Source organism: Algoriphagus aestuariicola, from assembly GCF_017254835.1.
In the GTDB taxonomy this organism is placed as follows: Bacteria; Bacteroidota; Bacteroidia; order Cytophagales; family Cyclobacteriaceae; genus Algoriphagus; species Algoriphagus aestuariicola.
Genome location: NZ_JAFKCW010000004.1, coordinates 81,092 through 96,480, shown reverse-complemented (window position 1 = coordinate 96,480; position 15,389 = coordinate 81,092). Strand labels below are relative to the sequence as shown.

Here is a 15,389-nt window from a genome sequence, read left to right as displayed (position 1 = left end):
TACCCTATGAAAATCCTTGTAGTAGACGATGAGCGCGATGTGGAAGCTCTTTTTCGCCAGAAATTCCGCAAAGAAATCCGAAACGAAGGCTTGGAGTTGCTGTTTGCTTTTTCCGGAAAGGAGGCACTTGAAATTTTGGAAAAAAACAATCCGCCCCAAGTAGCCAGCGTTTTCTCCGACATCAACATGCCCGGGATGAGTGGACTGGAGATGCTTGACATCATCAAAGACCGCTTCCCGCAGCTACGCGTCAACATGATTTCAGCCTATGGCGATGCCGACAATTACCGGAAAGCGATGAGGTCTGGCGCAAGGGGATTTTATACAAAGCCCGTTGATTTCGAATCCCTGAGGAGGGAAATCGGCGAAATCCTACGAAGCTAGAACTCTTTTTGTCGAACACTTTTCCACCCAACCTTAAGAAACGCCGTCGAGTACTATGATCCTGATCAACCTGATCTCACTTTCCCTACTCTACTACCTGAAGAAAAGCTCCGGTGCACAGGAATTTCCGGAGCGCCTCCATCGGTACTTCAAGTATGGCATGATCGCCGCAGGAGTGCTCATCGCTTTGGGCATCTCCAATGCTCCTCCCGAGATTCTCTTTGAACTGCTGTCCTTTGTGCTAGTGGGGGCTGTCATCTATCTGATGCTGAATACCCCCGAACTGGTCTACCTGAAGACCCTTGCCATCACTCCCCTGCCCATCGTCGGCGTCAAATTGCTGGAGTACCTAGTCAGAACCATCAGTCCCGCGATTTTTGAAATCGTCGAAAACTACCTCGATGCAGCTGGTGTATTTGCGTTTATCTGGGCAGTGACCATGTGGCTCAACCACCGGAAACAGATGAAAGAGATCGAAATCGAACGCATCATCACCAAAGAACAGGAAAGGCAACTTCGCCAGACTGAAGAGCAGAAAAGCCAGCTAGAACTCCTGGTGGCGGAAAGAACTTCCGAAATCCTCAGCCAAAAAGAAGAACTCCAACACGCCTTGGATCATCTTAGGGCTACCCAAGAGCAACTCATCCAGCAAGAAAAACTTGCGTCGCTTGGCCAGCTCACTGCGGGCATTGCTCACGAGATCAAAAACCCGCTCAACTTTGTCAACAACTTCTCAGAGCTCAGCGCCGACTTCCTCCACGAAATCAGCGAGGAAATGCCAAAAATCCCGGACAGCCCCGAAAAGGAAAATATCCTCGACTTGCTGGAAAACATCAAATCCAACCTCGCCAAAATCCGACACCACGGCTCCCGTGCCGACAGCATCGTCAGATCTATGCTGATGCACTCCCGTGGCGGTACCGGCACCATGGATCCCACCGATCTGAACGCACTCATCCGGGAGTATTCCAATCTTGCCTTTCACGGCATGCGTGCCAATCCCAATCCTATCAATGTGGATATACAGCTATCCCTGGATGAAAACCTGCCAAAGATCAAACTCAATTCGGAAGATTTCAGCCGAGTGATCCTCAATTTGGTCAAAAATGCCTTTGATGCGATGAGGGAAAAACTATCCGCCAAGAATCCGGAATACAAAGCCAAAGTGGAAATACGCACCCGTGATCTTGGAGACAAGGTCCTGATCGAAGTCGAGGACAATGGACCTGGGGTTCCCGATCAGATTCGGGATAAGCTACTCATGCCTTTTTTTACCACGAAAAAGGGTACAGAAGGAACCGGATTGGGACTCAGTATTACCCACGACATCATCAAGTCCCATGAGGGAACCTTGGAAATAAAATCCGAGGAAGGAAAATTCACCTGCTTTAGCATTCTACTGCCAAAATCAACCGAATAAACCCGAAACAGATTAGGCTGTCCGGCTCAGCCTAGCATATTTTGGTACACAACTGACCGAAGCCCTTGGCCGAGCAAAAGAAAACCAACCAACCCCATGAAAATTCTATTTGTAGACGATGAGCGAGACGTGGAAGATCTTTTCCGCCAGAAGTTCAGGAAAGAAATCAAGAGTGGCCACCTGGAACTCGCCTTCGCCTTTTCAGGACAAGAAGCGCTTGACCTCCTCAATAGCGAAGACCCTCCAAAGTTTGTGTACGTATTCTCCGACATCAATATGCCAGGAATGAGTGGACTGGAATTGTTGGAAGAAATCAAATCCCGGTTTCCAGCAATTCAAGTGAGCATGATTTCAGCCTATGGAGACCAAGAGAACTACGACAAAGCAATGAGCTCCGGTGCCAAAGGCTTTTTTACGAAACCTGTCGATTTCGAAAAATTGAAGTTGGAGATTGCGGCGCTCACCAGTGGCAAATAACTCTCGCTCTACAGATCAAAGGAAGTATTTTGCAAAAAACAGTTTTTCGCTTTCATACCGCAAATTAATATGCGGAAGGATCCGGATATAAAGTTAAATTAGTGCCCTGTCCCTGTTTTCGGTGGACAACTGTCGGTATCTGATTCGGAGCATGAAATATCCAGGTCTATCATCGAATATTGAAATGACGGACTGCACATAGCGCTATTTGGGACTAGATAGGTCTAGCACGTTGCGCCTTGGTCGTTTGCTTTTTGGCAACGCTATCGGGCGTAGCCTCAGAGGGACATTGGCCTGAATTTCGAAAGGCTCAGAACTTTACTACCCAGCGTATCAACTTAACTTTTTTTACAATGAAGATTTTGATTGTGGATGATGAACAGGATGTAGAAATCATGTTCCTTCAAAAATTCAGGCGAGAGATCAAATCCAATCTGCTTGAGGTGGAATTTGCCTTTTCTGGCGAACAAGCCTTGGATGTATTGGGAAATTCTGGCAACCCCGAGATTGTCTACGTATTTTCGGACATCAACATGCCAGGAATGAATGGCCTAGAACTTTTGTCAAAGATCAAAAGCAAATTTCCCCATATATTAGTAAGCATGATTTCGGCATACGGAGACAGAGAAAACTACAACAAAGCGATCAATTCTGGAGCAAAAGGATTTTTTACCAAGCCAGTTGACTTTGACTCCCTGAAAAACGAAATCGCTGAATTGCTAACTAACCGATAAGATGGCGAAAATTCTGGTAGTCGATGACGAGGAGGATTTGGAGATGCTTTTTCGACAGAAGTATCGACAAAAAATCCGAGCCGGAGAGTACGAAATGCTATTTGCGCTTAATGGCCAACTGGCGATGGACACACTCCGCGATAATCCGGACGTGGACATGATCCTGAGCGACATCAACATGCCTGTGATGGATGGTCTCACGCTGCTGTCCAACACCAAGGAAAAAAATCCGCTGGTAAAGACTATCATCATCTCTGCCTATGGAGATATGGAAAATATCAGAAAGGCCATGAATTTGGGCGCTTTCGACTTTGTGACCAAGCCAGTGGATTTTCAGGATCTCGAAATAACCATCGAAAAAACCCTTGGCTACATCAACCAGATCAAAGGAACACTGCAAGCCATGAGGGAAAACAATATCCTGAGAATGTATGTGGATGAGACGGTCTTGAATTTTATGGGAGGAAAAGAGATCGAGTCCGCCCTAATGGAAAATGAAACGATTGACGCGTCCGTTGCATTCATCGACCTGGTAGGTTTTACGAGAATATCCGAAAATGAAGAACCCAATACCGTCGTAGGCCTGCTCAACGAATATTTTGATCTGATGGTGCGGGAGATCATCGACCAAAAAGGCAGTGTGGATAAGTTTATCGGAGACGCAGTCATGGCGGTATTCCAAGGCTCCGATCATCTTATCCGAGCGGTCAACGCCTGCCTCGCTATCAGAAAAAAGATGGAGGCGATACCCGAATATTCTGCGGAGACCCATTTCCGCCCCCAAGTATCTATTGGCATCAATTCCGGTGAAATGGTATCCGGTAATATTGGGTCAAAGTCCCTCAAGCGACTCGACTATACGGTCATCGGCGATGCGGTGAATATCGCCTCCCGGCTACAGAATGCAGCGGGTCCAAACCAAATTCTTATTCTAGACCGTTGTGCCGAAACGATCAAGGAGACGTTTGATGTCCAAGTCGTCGGGGAAATGAAGCTGAAAAACAAGGCCAACCCAGTGACCGTTTTTGAAGTATTGGGTTAAACCCATGTTTTTCGCCCCACAGTGATCGGGTCATTTCAGCGTTGCAATTGCGCCAAACCCACCGTGAAAACCACCTTTCGGGCGTTGGCAAAATCACAGTTCTGGCAACTAACTGTGAATCGCATCAACTGCTTTTTCATTGATCCCGAAAACGAGCAGGACGGGCCGTTTACAACAGCCATGTCCCAATGTCGCTGAAACGAATATAATTTCGGGAAACGTCCGAATTCGATCGATTTTCACCCAGTGACTGGGAGGTATTGCAAAAAACCAAAGATTCCCAGTAGATTAATCGTCCAAATTCAAATCATATGAGAAAACTTACCCAACCCGCGCTTTTAGTCGCTCTCGGTATTTCGGTCAGTTTCGCAGCTTTGGTTCCCAGACCAGGAGGAGAGCTTTTCCCCCTCAATCGCGAGTCAAACGCAAAGGCCGATAGCTCGAAAAAAGACAGCCTGAACTACCCCAAATTCAAGGATCTTCCCCTGAAACCGGAGCGCGAAGTAAAATTCACCGCAAAAGAAGGCACTTGGATGAGTGTTGATGTGAGTCCCGATGGCAAAACGATAGCCTTTGACCTCATGGGTGACATCTACACCCTTCCCATCGAAGGAGGTAAAGCGACACCAATCACAACCGGAATCGCCTACGAAACCCATCCAAGATTTTCTCCCGACGGAGACAAAATCCTGTTTACCTCCGACAGAGCAGGCAGCGATAACTTATGGTATATCGACCAGGTCAAAAAGGACACGGTCCAAATCACCAAGGACAAAAACGGTGATGTTCCTGGAGCTCACTGGACCCCGGACGGAGAATACATCATCGTCTCGAAGGGCCGCAGAATCTCAAAACTATGGATGTATCACAAAGATGGAGGTGGGGGAATCCAGCTGAACGAAAATCCAACCTCGATGAAGACCATCGACCCATTCGTAAGTCCCGACGGCAAAAAAATCTATTTCTCCCAAAGGTTCGGGTCTTGGAACTACAATGCGCTTTTACCTCAGTACCAAATTGGCACTTATGACTTTGAAAAAGGAGAGTTGAGCACCATTACCTCCAGATATGGTTCTGCCTTCACGCCGACGCTGAGCAAAGACGGTCAATGGCTGGTGTACGGCACCCGCTGGGAAGACAAGACTGGCCTGGTCCTCAGAAATCTCAAGACAGGTGACGAAAAATGGCTAGCCTACCCTGTCCAGCGTGACGAACAGGAATCAATTGCACCGCAGGGGGTACTTCCGGCCATGGCCTTCACTCCAGACAGCAAAAACATTATCGCTTCCTACGGTGGAAAAATCTGGAAGCTTTCAGTTGATGGCACCGGCGCCGTGGAGATACCGTTTGAAGCTGACGTCAAGCTGGCAATGGGCCCGCGGCTTTATTTCAACTACGAAATCAAAGACACCACAGCAAAGCTTGCAACGCAAATCCGGGATGCCGTCCCTTCGCCAGACGGAAAAAAACTTGCCTTTACGGCTCTTAATAGGCTCTATGTGATGGATTATCCAGACGGAACTCCGAAGCGTGTCACAACGAATGAATTTACAGAAGCCATGCCATCTTGGAGTCCAGATGGTACCCAGTTGATATTTACGAGTTGGGAGGAAAAAAACGGGGGACATCTCTACAAGGCATCTCTTGCAGGTCGGGGGTCGGTCACCCGATTGACCACAGAATCCTCCCTATACTATTCTCCAATCTGGGGTCCCAACAATAAAATCGTGGTTTATAAGGGATCTAATCGTTTGCTACAGGAGTCAGAAGGGCCTGGAATAAGTGGGGCAGAGGCGATATTGGCCTGGATACCAGCATCGGGCGGATCATTTAGAAAAATCATGGACGCGGGGAACTATGGAAATCCGCACTTCACCCAAGACACTTCCAGAATATTCCTAAACGGTCCAGGCGGAGCACTTCTCAGCGTGAAGTGGGATGGAACTGATGAAAAAGTCTACGCCAAAATCACGGGCATTACGCCCTTTGGCTCTGCTGCCGATCCCCATTCGGACCACGAGCATGCCAGCTTGGAAGAGGCCTCCACCGTACGCTACGTGATGGGCAAGCCTATTTCAAATGCTGACGCAGTCAACTATTGCATGCTTCCGGATGGCTCCAACTCCCGCGAGCCGCAAATGATGCCTGCCAGCGCCAGCACCATTTATATGGCACCGGTCGGGAATAAGGCGTTGGCACAAGTCAACAACAACGTTTACGTGGTGACTATCCCCACGGCCGGCAAGGTTCCAACCATCAATGTTGCAGATCCCTCAAGCAGCAATTTCCCTTCACGTCAACTGACCGAGATCGGTGGGGAATGGCCCGCATGGGAGGCTGATGGTAAAAAGGTACACTGGTCACTGGGAAATGGCCATTGGGTTTACGACATTGACCGAGCGCAGTTTGTAGAAGATTCTGTGAAGGCAGTCAAAAAAGCCAAGACCCTCGCCGATGCGGACAGTGTGGCCAGCCTGAAAGCCAAGGGTGAGGATGCGGTAAAACTTGCGGACTCCTTGGCCAAAGCAGACAAGAAGCGAATCGACTCACTCTTCAAAGCCGACAAAGAAAAATTCAAGGCGGATAGCGTTTACAAGGCTCAGCTCAAAGAAAAGGAAACCTACAAGCCCGACGAAAAACAGGTCAAGGTGTATTTTGCCAAGGACATCCCGAACGGCAGCATACTCCTGAAAAATGCTAGAATCGTCACCATGAAGGGAGCCGAGGTTATCGAAAACGGAGATATACTCATTGAAAACAACCGTATCAAGGCTGTCGGTCCCACCGGGTCCCTGAACGCTGGAAACGCAAAAGTCATCGATGCTTCCGGAAAAACGATCACGCCGGGCTTTGTCGATACCCATGCTCACATGTGGCCGACCTGGGGGCTGCACAAGAACACCGTGTGGATCTACGCTGCAAATCTCGCCTATGGCGTGACTACAACCCGAGATCCCCAAACCGCTACCACTGATGTCCTCACCTATGGAGATATGGTAGAAGCGGGCGTGGTGCCTGGTCCGCGCGTCTACTCGACTGGGCCAGGTGTCGGATACTGGATGTACAACATGAAGTCCCTGGACCAGACCAAGAATGTCCTCAAGCAGTACAGCAAGTATTACAACACCCAATACATCAAAATGTACCTGGTAGGCAATCGCCAACACCGCCAATGGGTGATCATGGCTGCCAATGAACAAAAGCTGATGCCTACGACTGAGGGCGGTTTGGATTTTAAGTTAAATATGACCCAGCTGTTTGATGGCTATCCTGGGCATGAGCATGCCATTCCAATTTATCCTCTTTATAGCGATGTGACGCAGACCCTCGCAGAGAGCAAGATGGCCTATACGCCGACTCTTTTGGTGGCCTATGGAGGTCCGTGGGCGGAGAATTTCTACTATACTACCGAAAGCCCGCTCCACGATCCTAAACTGAATCGCTTCACTCCCTACAACGAGATGAACTCTAAAGCCAGACGGCGTGTAGGAAGCCTAGGCGGCTGGTTTGCCCCGGAAGACCACGTCTTCCAGAAACATGCAAAAGGCGTCAACTCGGTAGTATCTCAGGGTGGCCTTGCCGGCATTGGTTCCCACGGTCAGTTGCAGGGCTTGGGCTACCATTGGGAACTTTGGTCTGTCGCGAGCGGAGGAATGAGTAACCTCGATGCTATGAAGACAGCGACCATCCTCGGTGCCGAAGCTTTGGGCTTGGATCAGGATCTAGGCAGCATCGAAGTAGGAAAGCTAGCCGATCTCGTAATCATGGACAAAAACCCTCTGGAAAACATCCGAAACACAAACACCATCACCCATGTGGTGAAAAATGGCCGAGTATATGACGGAAATACCTTGGATGAGGTCTTGCCCACTCCGCGAAAACTCGACGTGAGCTCTTGGACTAAAGAGGCACCGACAGTGAACACTGCCGTAGTGGACTAGTCATTCCCTTCTTAAATTTATAGAGGCTGCCCTTATCGGACAGCCTCTCTTTTTATGCTGCGCGTACCTCCTTTCCCCCAAGGGAAGACTATAGGCCAAACCTATACTGCAAACCACCGATAAATTGAACCCTAGAACTCAAAAAACCATATTCAGCCCGGAGCATTAGGTGCTTGTTGATCTGAAACTGGCTTCCCACGATAAAGTTCCACATGTCAGCTGGACGTTTGTCCATAGAATATTGGACCGTGGAATTGGCGACATTGCTTAGGGCTCCGTCGGCCGCAACCAAAAACTCACTCGCCGTGCCCAATATCTGGTTTGCCTTGTTGTACTTGGCTTTGTTTATCGGGTTGTTTTGTTGCGCTTGGCTCAGACCGTTCCACCAGTCGTCTACGCTAGTTTGGGCGTTTTCCACCTTTTCGATCCCCTCGTCCACCCGAGATCCCCAAGCTGAAGTATCAAAGACTTCGTCGAGTGCAATGGAACCAACCGTCTCAGAATTGAGCTTCACGCGAAAGCCTCCCACCCAAACCGCGATATTCTGCTCAGGTTTCTTCAGATCAAACCGCTTCCCAAACCTGGGTCCAAAGACAAAGGTCTTTGCGGGTTTGTTCAATTGGGGCACATCTGTCCAGGCCACATTCATATCCAAGGCGATAAACCCGCCCGCAACACCAACCGTGGGCGTCATACCAAGCCCGAAACTGGTCGCGTTGAACTCCACCAAGGTGCTGGCCGATAGTACCTCGCTGAAATCATTTTCTCCATCTGGCAGATAGACTCCAAATCCAACCTCCGTAGAAGCTTGGGATTTTCCCAAAATCCCATACACGTTGAGAAAGGGAAACAACCACACGTCAGGCCTAACGGTCAGGGAGCTAGCCTTGGCCCGGGCAACATCAAAGCGAACAATCTCGTCTACATTTACCATCTGGCTCCCATTGAAGCCTATGGACATGTTCTCGATTATCAGATCGGATTCCTGCCAAAAATATTGCACGCTCAGACCCGCCGAATACGGTAGCTCAAATCCCAAGCCCACCGCCTTATCACCCAAAATGGGCAAAGCGTAGGGATATTCCGCCATTTTGACACTGTCTATGATCCGTTCATTTTTTTCGCCCACTTCCCGGTTGGAAAAGACCTGAGCATGAGCAGCTCCCAAGAAAAATGTAAGACCAAATCCCAATAGAAGTGCGTGTCTCATAAGCGCTGTGTAGTTTTTGTTGGCTATAAACAATGTTGTCCAAACCAAATGTATACTGAGCATCCGCCAAAAATCATGACGAAAATCAGTTTTGAATTCAGGGAAATCGATGAAAACTTAGGACCACTCGGCGCTTTTTGGAATCCGCCGTCCATGATTTTCGAGAAATCCAATTTTGATAAAATCTCGCTAAATTAAAGCTTCTATCAAACTCCGCAGACATATGAATAAGCTTGCGTATCTCCTCCTTTTTTGTCTCATGCTGAGCACAGCAGCCATAGCCCAGCAAAACGATCCTGAAAAATTGCAGGAAGCCGTAGACACCAAAACCTTCGTGTTTGAAGGGCGGCAAGCTTCGGGTATGCGGGGAAGGATGATCCAGCTAGACCCCGGCTACACACTGGAAGTAAGTCGAGAAAAGGTATCTGGAAACCTACCCTTCTTTGGCAGGTCATATCAAGGTACTCCGGGTAGTACCGACATTGGGCTAAAATTCGACTTTTCTGAATATGACTACACTGTAAAACCCCGAAAAAAAGGGGGCTGGGATATTACGATCGAACCCAAGGAGTCCAACGACGTCCGGTCGATATTTCTCACGATCCAAACTTCCGGAAATGCCTCTCTCAGGATTACCAGCAACAGCAAGGATCCGATGTCCTACACCGGCTTTATCAAGTGAAATATTTTCATGTCAGTGCGGTGAGTGTTGCCCTCCCTTGAGCAGAACGCAGTCTTCCCGATCGATTTCCGTTTCGATGGTGTAATGTTCAAAAGGGTGCTTCTTCATGATGCGCTTGAGTTGGTTTTTCACCGCAAGCAAATCATCCAAAGAAGAAATGGGCTTGAGCTTCACATGGGTGGTGAAGACGTGGTGCTCCCCATCGAGAGACCAAATGTGCGTGTGATGGGTGGATTCTACATATGGGATTTGGCGGATTTCGGCTTCAATGCCTGACTTATCCACGTCTGCTGGCTGGCCCTGAAGAAAAAGAAAGATGGTCTCCTGGAGTCTTTTGGCCACATTCCAGAGGATGTAAACCGATATCAGCAGCGATAGGCCCGGATCAAGGTAGGGATTGGGGTAGTAAAGCAGCACGACCGACACAATCAAAACAGCCACCCAACCCAGCACGTCTTCGATTAAGTGCCAGGAGATCACGCGCTCGTTGAGGGTTTTCCCCTTACTGAGTTTCCAGGCAGCATACCCGTTGACCGATACTCCCAAGAGCGCAAAATAGAGCATACCCTGCGCGTCGGACTCTTCTGGGCTCATGAGTCGCAGGATAGCTTCTCGTATCACAAAGACCGAACCCAAGATTAACACAATCGCATTGATCACTGCTCCAAGTAGGGAAAACCGACGATAGCCAAATGAGTAGGAATCAGTCGCCTTCTTTTTCGAAAGATTATCCAGATACCAGGAAGTCCCCAGGGAAAGCGAGTCCCCAAAATCATGCACCGCATCCGACACGATCGAGACGCTATTGACATACCATCCTCCGACCAGCTCGATGAGCGTAAAAGCAAGATTCAGGAAAAAAGCTGTCTTCAGGTTTTTCCCGGATTCGTGGTGATGGTGGTGTTCATGTGACATTTTACTAAAGATAAAGGCTTTTTGAAAAGTGAAGAATCATCCGCCCCTCTTCCATTACGACTAATTTCCTTTGCAATCGTATATTTAGAACACTTCCTACCAACCATCAAATTTGACCCAAACCTAACCTCCTCCTTATGTCTTCCCGACGCGATTTCATCAAGCAAACCGGCTTTGCCTTTTCCCTTGCCAGCCTTGGACTTTCCGGCTTTGATTTTTCAAAAGCAAATACCTACAAAATGGGCCTTCAGCTTTTTACCATCAGGCAGCCGATGGCGGAAGATCCGAAAAAGACACTCCAAGCCGTCGCCGGATTTGGCTACCAGGATACGGAAATCTATGGTTATGATGGCCCTGCAAACAGGTTTTACGGAATGCCAGCAGCTGATTTCAAAAAAGTACTGGAGGACAACTCCCTCACGAGTACCAGCGGCCACTATGATTTTATCAAACATTTCAATGGCTCTAACGATGAGCTCATGCGCTATACCGACCAGTGCATCTTAGGGGCGCATGCTTTGGGTCAAAAGTATATCACTTGGCCCTGGCTGGATCCAGAATCGCGATCTATCGAAAAGTTCAAACTGCTGACTGACAAGCTGAATGCAATCGGCGAACGGGTATCCCAAGCCAATTTGGGCTTCGCCTACCATAATCACGACTTTGAATTTATCGACCACAACGGCGAAAATGGCTATGACATCATCCTGAATAATACCGATCCTGATTTGGTCAAACTCCAGGTCGATCTCTATTGGGTGGCGCACAGCTCACCCCTCTCGGCTCATGACCTTTTTCTGAAAGCTCCTGGCCGCTTCGTCATGTGGCATATCAAAGACATGCACAAGGTCAGCAGGGACTACACGGAGATGGGAAACGGCTCAATCGACTACACCAAGATCTTGCCGGATGCTTCTCTCTCGGGCATGAAATATTACTACATAGAGCAAGGAGGAAACTTTGCCCAAAATCCCCTGCAAAGTGTGAAGGACAGCGCCGAATATTTCAAAAAGAACCTGATCGACTTGTTTACATAGGACGCTCACAAACCTCCAAGGGTTTGAAACTCTTGGAGGGTTTGGCATTTTTCCGGCTGGTCAAAATATCAACGACAAAATCTATCTCATTGGAGGAGGGGTCTTTTTCCTCCTCAAAAGCCAAAAAAGCAAGACCCCAAAAAAGAGCACAAAGGGCCAGAGATTGATCAGAAACACCACAAACCACAGCAGATTTTCCCAGCCGGCTCCGATTCCCTCGGTTGCTTTTTTCAAAAAGCCAAACTCCCTAGCTCCCTCCACATAAAACGAAACGGTGAGCGTACTGAGCGCCACCCGATCTCCCAGGTAGTTAAGCCGTCCCTGCATGGATTCGATTTCCCCTCGCACATTGGCAAGCTCACGCTCCAGGCCAAGGATCTCCTCCACGTTGCGGGCCTGCTTCAGCAGCTCCATGTACCGGGTTTCCAGCTCTTTTTTGGTCTTCAGCCGGGCTTCCACATCGATGTACTGCTCCGTCACATCCTCACTCCGGATGTTCATATTCTCGATATGGACTGCGTGAGACTGGATCTTTTGCAGCAGCCCATCTAGCTGATCGGAGGGAATACGCAAGCTCATGCGCCTTTCGGTTCGCTCCCCGTAGCTGTTGGATGACTCGTTTGAGATATAGCCTTTGGACGCGGACACCTCATTTCGGAGAAAAGTACTCGTCTCCTGGATATCGCTGCACTCAAAATAAATCTCCCCTTCCCTGATTACCTTCCGCTCCGCAAGCGGCACATCTTCACCAGACTGGCCTGACGGGGGCGCATCTGCCACCTCTGCAAAAGAAGCAGCCGTTTCCACAGCTAAATCAGGGCTGGTTTGCGTACTGCACGCAGCTACAATAAATCCGAAAAGAACGGGTAGCTTAAGCAAAAGGAGTTTCATAGCCGGAATCTAGAAAAAATAAAACGCCAAAAACGGGGATTTCGGACGAGGTGGACACAAAATTTAACAGGTCACTGATCCAGCCACTCCTTTAGATCACCTACCTTCTCGCGGCTGATTAGGATGTCCTGGTCTGCGCAATTGCTGAGCTTGACCTTCAGACGGCTATTGGAGTAGGTCAAGACTTCTTCGACTGCATCGACCTTGGCCAGGTATTTTCGGTTGAGACGGAAAAAGTGTGTAGGGTCTACCTGGCTTTCCACCTGCTCCAGTGTGGCGTCCAAAACATACTTTTTCCCAGCAACGGTTTGTAAAAAGCTCACCCGCTCTTCGCTAAAAAAGAAAGCGACATCCTCAACTGCGACGCTTTGGATCTTCTCACCATAACGGACTAAAAACCGGGTTTTGAACACTTTCTTCTCCGGCTGGAGCAGCCCTTTCAATAGTTCCAAATCCAACACGGGTTTTACCTGTCGGGACTTGAACTTATCCACAGCTCTCGAGAGCTCGACGGGATCGATGGGCTTCAGCAGATAGTCGATGGCATTCACCTGAAAAGCCCGGATTGCGTATTGGTCGAAGGCTGTGGTGAAGATCACGGGCGCAGCTACTTTTACCTTATCGAAAATCTCAAAACTAATCCCATCAGCAAGCTGTATATCGCAAAAAATAAGATCTGGAGCTGTGTTTTCCCCAAACCAACGGACGGCCATGGTAACGGTATCGATATTTTCCCCGAATTCCGCCTCCGGAAAAAGGCCTGCCAGTAGCCTTTCCAAACGGGCAGCTGCAGGCTTTTCGTCTTCGATGATCAGTATCTTCATTGCTGTATAGTCAGTAGGGGCAGTTTGACCAGATACTCATGCTCGGCTCGAATCACCTCAGGCTGCGCCTTGCTCAGAAGCAGGTAGCGGGATTGGATATTGTTCAGTCCGATTCCCGTCGAGGGCTCACTTTGGCTGGTTTTGGGTTGGAGCGTGTTACTTATCCACAGCTCTTGCCCCTTTTGGATTATTTGGATGAAGAGCGGATTTTCGTTTGAGGCGATGTTATGTTTAATGGCATTTTCGAGCAATAACTGCAGAGAAAGCGGAGGCAAGAAAAGACCTTGGCCATCCGGGACCTTGATGCTGAAGTTCAGGTTTTCCCCAAAACGTATTTTGTGAAGCTCCAGAAAATTGCGGGCAAAGTCGAGTTCGCTAGCTAGGGGCACGAGCTCCTCTTGCTGCACCTCCAGTACATAGCGGTAGATCCGGGAAAGCTTTTGGATAAAGGCCGCTGAGCGGTCAGCATCCTCATAGACCAGATTGGAAAGCGTATTGAGTGAGTTGAAGAGAAAGTGCGGATTGAGCTGGTCTTTGAGGCTTTGGTTTTGGCTGGCAAGCATCTCGGAGCGAAGCTGTTCGGCTTCTATTGCAGATTTTCTCCACTCCAGCAGCCAAGAACGGGTGGTGAAAATTGCCATGAATGCCAAAGCGATATACATCGGCATCAAACTGAAGCGCAGAATGTGCATCCAAGGAATCTGCGTTAGGGGAAATTTGTTTACTATCCATGAATAGGAAAAAACGATGAGAAAACACCCGATAAAGGCATAGGCGAGATAGAGGATGGTGGTCAACAAAAGCCGCTTTACAGGAGTATGGATCCAAGATACTCGAGGATCAAGAAAATGCTCAACACGACTGCCTCCCCAGCTAAGCACAACCGAGACGAAGAAGGAAAAAATAAAGTCAGGAATCATATTCTTGATTCCCTCCAACGAAAAGAAACAAGTGGCACAGAATACCACTTGAATGGAAAAAGCAATTCCCAAGTTGATTAAGATGAACTTTCTGGTATCGTACCAGAAATTGCTCCGGCTTCTGCAGCCTGCCCCGTCAGCGGTTGGTGTCATTTCGGAAGATAGTCAAAAAGGGTTATCCAAATCAATCAGAAGGCAAAAGCCAGTCTCCGACCCATGCCGGAGACTGGAGTTGGTTTAGCAATCAACATAAATCTATTATTTGCATGCGTCTGCCACCTGCTCCGCCTGCCCTTTGCCCCAAGTAGGGAGAATATAGTCTCCGCTCACTTTGGCCTCTTCCTTGGCATAGAGATCGAGGGCGTTTCTAGCCAATCCACAAGCCTTCTCCGGTCCCTGACCAAAAAACTGAGCCATTCCCTGTTCCATCTGTGCCATAAGCATCAGGGCTCGGGGATTTTCCCGGTCCAGATTGATCGCCTTTCCATACAACTGCATCACCTGGGGGCTCAGGCTTTGGCCCCGGGAAGCAGGATCGATGGAGATTTTACCCATCAAGACATAGCCTTTCATAGCGGTGACTTCTGAGTTATCCACAGCGACTTTCTCGGCCTTTTCTACCAGTTCCATCGCTTGGTCTAGGTATTGGTCTTTGTTGACATCGAAGCGGAAAACCGCCGTCGTTTGAAGATAGGCGGCATAGTAGAGAGGGAGCCACTCTTCGGGCTTTGCCTCAGCGATTCTAAGAAAGGCATTGGTCACCGCTTGGCATTCCTCCAGCGTACGGATGGTTTTCATGGCAGCTACCTGTTTTTTCATGGCATTTTCATAAGCCGGATCGACGCAAAAAGCGGAGAAAACAAAGGTTATTGCCAAGGCGAGGGTTGTGGATAACTTTTTCATAGTAGAAGA

At 48.7% G+C, this 15,389-nt stretch carries 14 protein-coding genes; 8 read left to right on the top strand and 6 right to left on the bottom strand.

What is annotated here, in order from left to right; translation table 11 throughout:
• Positions 1-6: 6 nt before the first annotated feature.
• The 6 genes from J0A67_RS16670 (at position 7) to J0A67_RS16645 (ending at position 7,998) form a co-directional block, all read left to right on the top strand.
• Positions 7-384, top strand: coding sequence for a response regulator (locus tag J0A67_RS16670; protein WP_206570527.1), 378 nt, complete (start codon positions 7-9; stop codon positions 382-384).
• 55 nt (positions 385-439) lie between these two features.
• Positions 440-1,804: a sensor histidine kinase gene (locus tag J0A67_RS16665; RefSeq protein ID WP_206570526.1), complete on the top strand. Its 1,365-nt coding sequence runs from the start codon at positions 440-442 to the stop codon at positions 1,802-1,804.
• Positions 1,805-1,900: 96 nt separating this feature from the next.
• Positions 1,901-2,281: a response regulator gene (locus tag J0A67_RS16660; protein ID WP_206570525.1), complete on the top strand. Its 381-nt coding sequence runs from the start codon at positions 1,901-1,903 to the stop codon at positions 2,279-2,281.
• A 353-nt stretch (positions 2,282-2,634) separates the two neighbouring features.
• A complete protein-coding gene (locus J0A67_RS16655; protein ID WP_206570524.1) occupies positions 2,635-3,015 on the top strand; it encodes a response regulator in 381 nt (126 codons plus the stop codon).
• Position 3,016: 1 nt separating this feature from the next.
• Complete coding sequence (locus J0A67_RS16650) at positions 3,017-4,057, top strand: adenylate/guanylate cyclase domain-containing protein (RefSeq protein ID WP_206570523.1); 1,041 nt, start codon at positions 3,017-3,019, stop codon at positions 4,055-4,057.
• Positions 4,058-4,368: 311 nt separating this feature from the next.
• Entirely contained in the window at positions 4,369-7,998 is a 3,630-nt protein-coding gene (locus J0A67_RS16645; protein WP_206570522.1) for an amidohydrolase family protein, read from the top strand.
• Positions 7,999-8,086: 88 nt separating this feature from the next.
• Here the strand turns inward: J0A67_RS16645 and J0A67_RS16640 are convergent, their stop codons facing one another.
• The gene (locus J0A67_RS16640) at positions 8,087-9,208 is read right to left on the bottom strand and encodes a hypothetical protein (protein WP_206570521.1); all 1,122 of its coding nucleotides are present in this window, start codon (positions 9,206-9,208) and stop codon (positions 8,087-8,089) included.
• A 223-nt stretch (positions 9,209-9,431) separates the two neighbouring features.
• Between J0A67_RS16640 and J0A67_RS16635 the strand changes: the two genes are divergently transcribed.
• Positions 9,432-9,890 carry a DUF4251 domain-containing protein gene (locus tag J0A67_RS16635; RefSeq protein WP_206570520.1) on the top strand — a complete coding sequence of 153 codons (459 nt, stop codon included), beginning with the start codon at positions 9,432-9,434 and terminating at the stop codon, positions 9,888-9,890.
• Positions 9,891-9,902: 12 nt separating this feature from the next.
• Here the strand turns inward: J0A67_RS16635 and J0A67_RS16630 are convergent, their stop codons facing one another.
• Positions 9,903-10,805, bottom strand: a complete 903-nt coding sequence (locus tag J0A67_RS16630) for a cation diffusion facilitator family transporter (RefSeq protein ID WP_206570519.1) — start codon at positions 10,803-10,805, stop codon at positions 9,903-9,905.
• A 137-nt stretch (positions 10,806-10,942) separates the two neighbouring features.
• On the opposite strand from J0A67_RS16630, the gene J0A67_RS16625 reads away from it, so the two are divergent.
• Positions 10,943-11,842: a sugar phosphate isomerase/epimerase family protein gene (locus tag J0A67_RS16625; protein ID WP_206570518.1), complete on the top strand. Its 900-nt coding sequence runs from the start codon at positions 10,943-10,945 to the stop codon at positions 11,840-11,842.
• Positions 11,843-11,923: 81 nt separating this feature from the next.
• Here J0A67_RS16625 and J0A67_RS16620 read toward each other — a convergent pair whose 3' ends face one another.
• From J0A67_RS16620 to J0A67_RS16605, 4 genes are all read right to left on the bottom strand, one after another.
• Complete coding sequence (locus J0A67_RS16620; RefSeq protein WP_206570517.1) at positions 11,924-12,733, bottom strand: DUF4349 domain-containing protein; 810 nt, start codon at positions 12,731-12,733, stop codon at positions 11,924-11,926.
• A gap of 71 nt (positions 12,734-12,804) precedes the next feature.
• Positions 12,805-13,557, bottom strand: coding sequence for a LytR/AlgR family response regulator transcription factor (locus J0A67_RS16615; RefSeq protein WP_206570516.1), 753 nt, complete (start codon positions 13,555-13,557; stop codon positions 12,805-12,807).
• On the bottom strand, positions 13,554-14,630 hold the full coding sequence (locus J0A67_RS16610; RefSeq protein WP_206570515.1) for a sensor histidine kinase: 1,077 nt from the start codon (positions 14,628-14,630) through the stop codon (positions 13,554-13,556). Before J0A67_RS16610 ends, J0A67_RS16615 begins: the two co-directional genes overlap by 4 nt.
• Before the next feature lie 105 nt (positions 14,631-14,735).
• The gene (locus J0A67_RS16605; protein ID WP_206570514.1) at positions 14,736-15,380 is read right to left on the bottom strand and encodes a hypothetical protein; all 645 of its coding nucleotides are present in this window, start codon (positions 15,378-15,380) and stop codon (positions 14,736-14,738) included.
• Between the last annotated feature and the right edge of the window lie 9 nt (positions 15,381-15,389).

Coding starts and splice junctions, on each gene's coding strand:
- J0A67_RS16670 (WP_206570527.1), top strand. CDS start 7: ATGAAAATCCTTGTAGTAGACGATGAGCGCGATGTGGAAGCTCTTTTT.
- J0A67_RS16665 (WP_206570526.1), top strand. CDS start 440: ATGATCCTGATCAACCTGATCTCACTTTCCCTACTCTACTACCTGAAG.
- J0A67_RS16660 (WP_206570525.1), top strand. CDS start 1,901: ATGAAAATTCTATTTGTAGACGATGAGCGAGACGTGGAAGATCTTTTC.
- J0A67_RS16655 (WP_206570524.1), top strand. CDS start 2,635: ATGAAGATTTTGATTGTGGATGATGAACAGGATGTAGAAATCATGTTC.
- J0A67_RS16650 (WP_206570523.1), top strand. CDS start 3,017: ATGGCGAAAATTCTGGTAGTCGATGACGAGGAGGATTTGGAGATGCTT.
- J0A67_RS16645 (WP_206570522.1), top strand. CDS start 4,369: ATGAGAAAACTTACCCAACCCGCGCTTTTAGTCGCTCTCGGTATTTCG.
- J0A67_RS16640 (WP_206570521.1), bottom strand. CDS start 9,208: ATGAGACACGCACTTCTATTGGGATTTGGTCTTACATTTTTCTTGGGA.
- J0A67_RS16635 (WP_206570520.1), top strand. CDS start 9,432: ATGAATAAGCTTGCGTATCTCCTCCTTTTTTGTCTCATGCTGAGCACA.
- J0A67_RS16630 (WP_206570519.1), bottom strand. CDS start 10,805: ATGTCACATGAACACCACCATCACCACGAATCCGGGAAAAACCTGAAG.
- J0A67_RS16625 (WP_206570518.1), top strand. CDS start 10,943: ATGTCTTCCCGACGCGATTTCATCAAGCAAACCGGCTTTGCCTTTTCC.
- J0A67_RS16620 (WP_206570517.1), bottom strand. CDS start 12,733: ATGAAACTCCTTTTGCTTAAGCTACCCGTTCTTTTCGGATTTATTGTA.
- J0A67_RS16615 (WP_206570516.1), bottom strand. CDS start 13,557: ATGAAGATACTGATCATCGAAGACGAAAAGCCTGCAGCTGCCCGTTTG.
- J0A67_RS16610 (WP_206570515.1), bottom strand. CDS start 14,630: ATGACACCAACCGCTGACGGGGCAGGCTGCAGAAGCCGGAGCAATTTC.
- J0A67_RS16605 (WP_206570514.1), bottom strand. CDS start 15,380: ATGAAAAAGTTATCCACAACCCTCGCCTTGGCAATAACCTTTGTTTTC.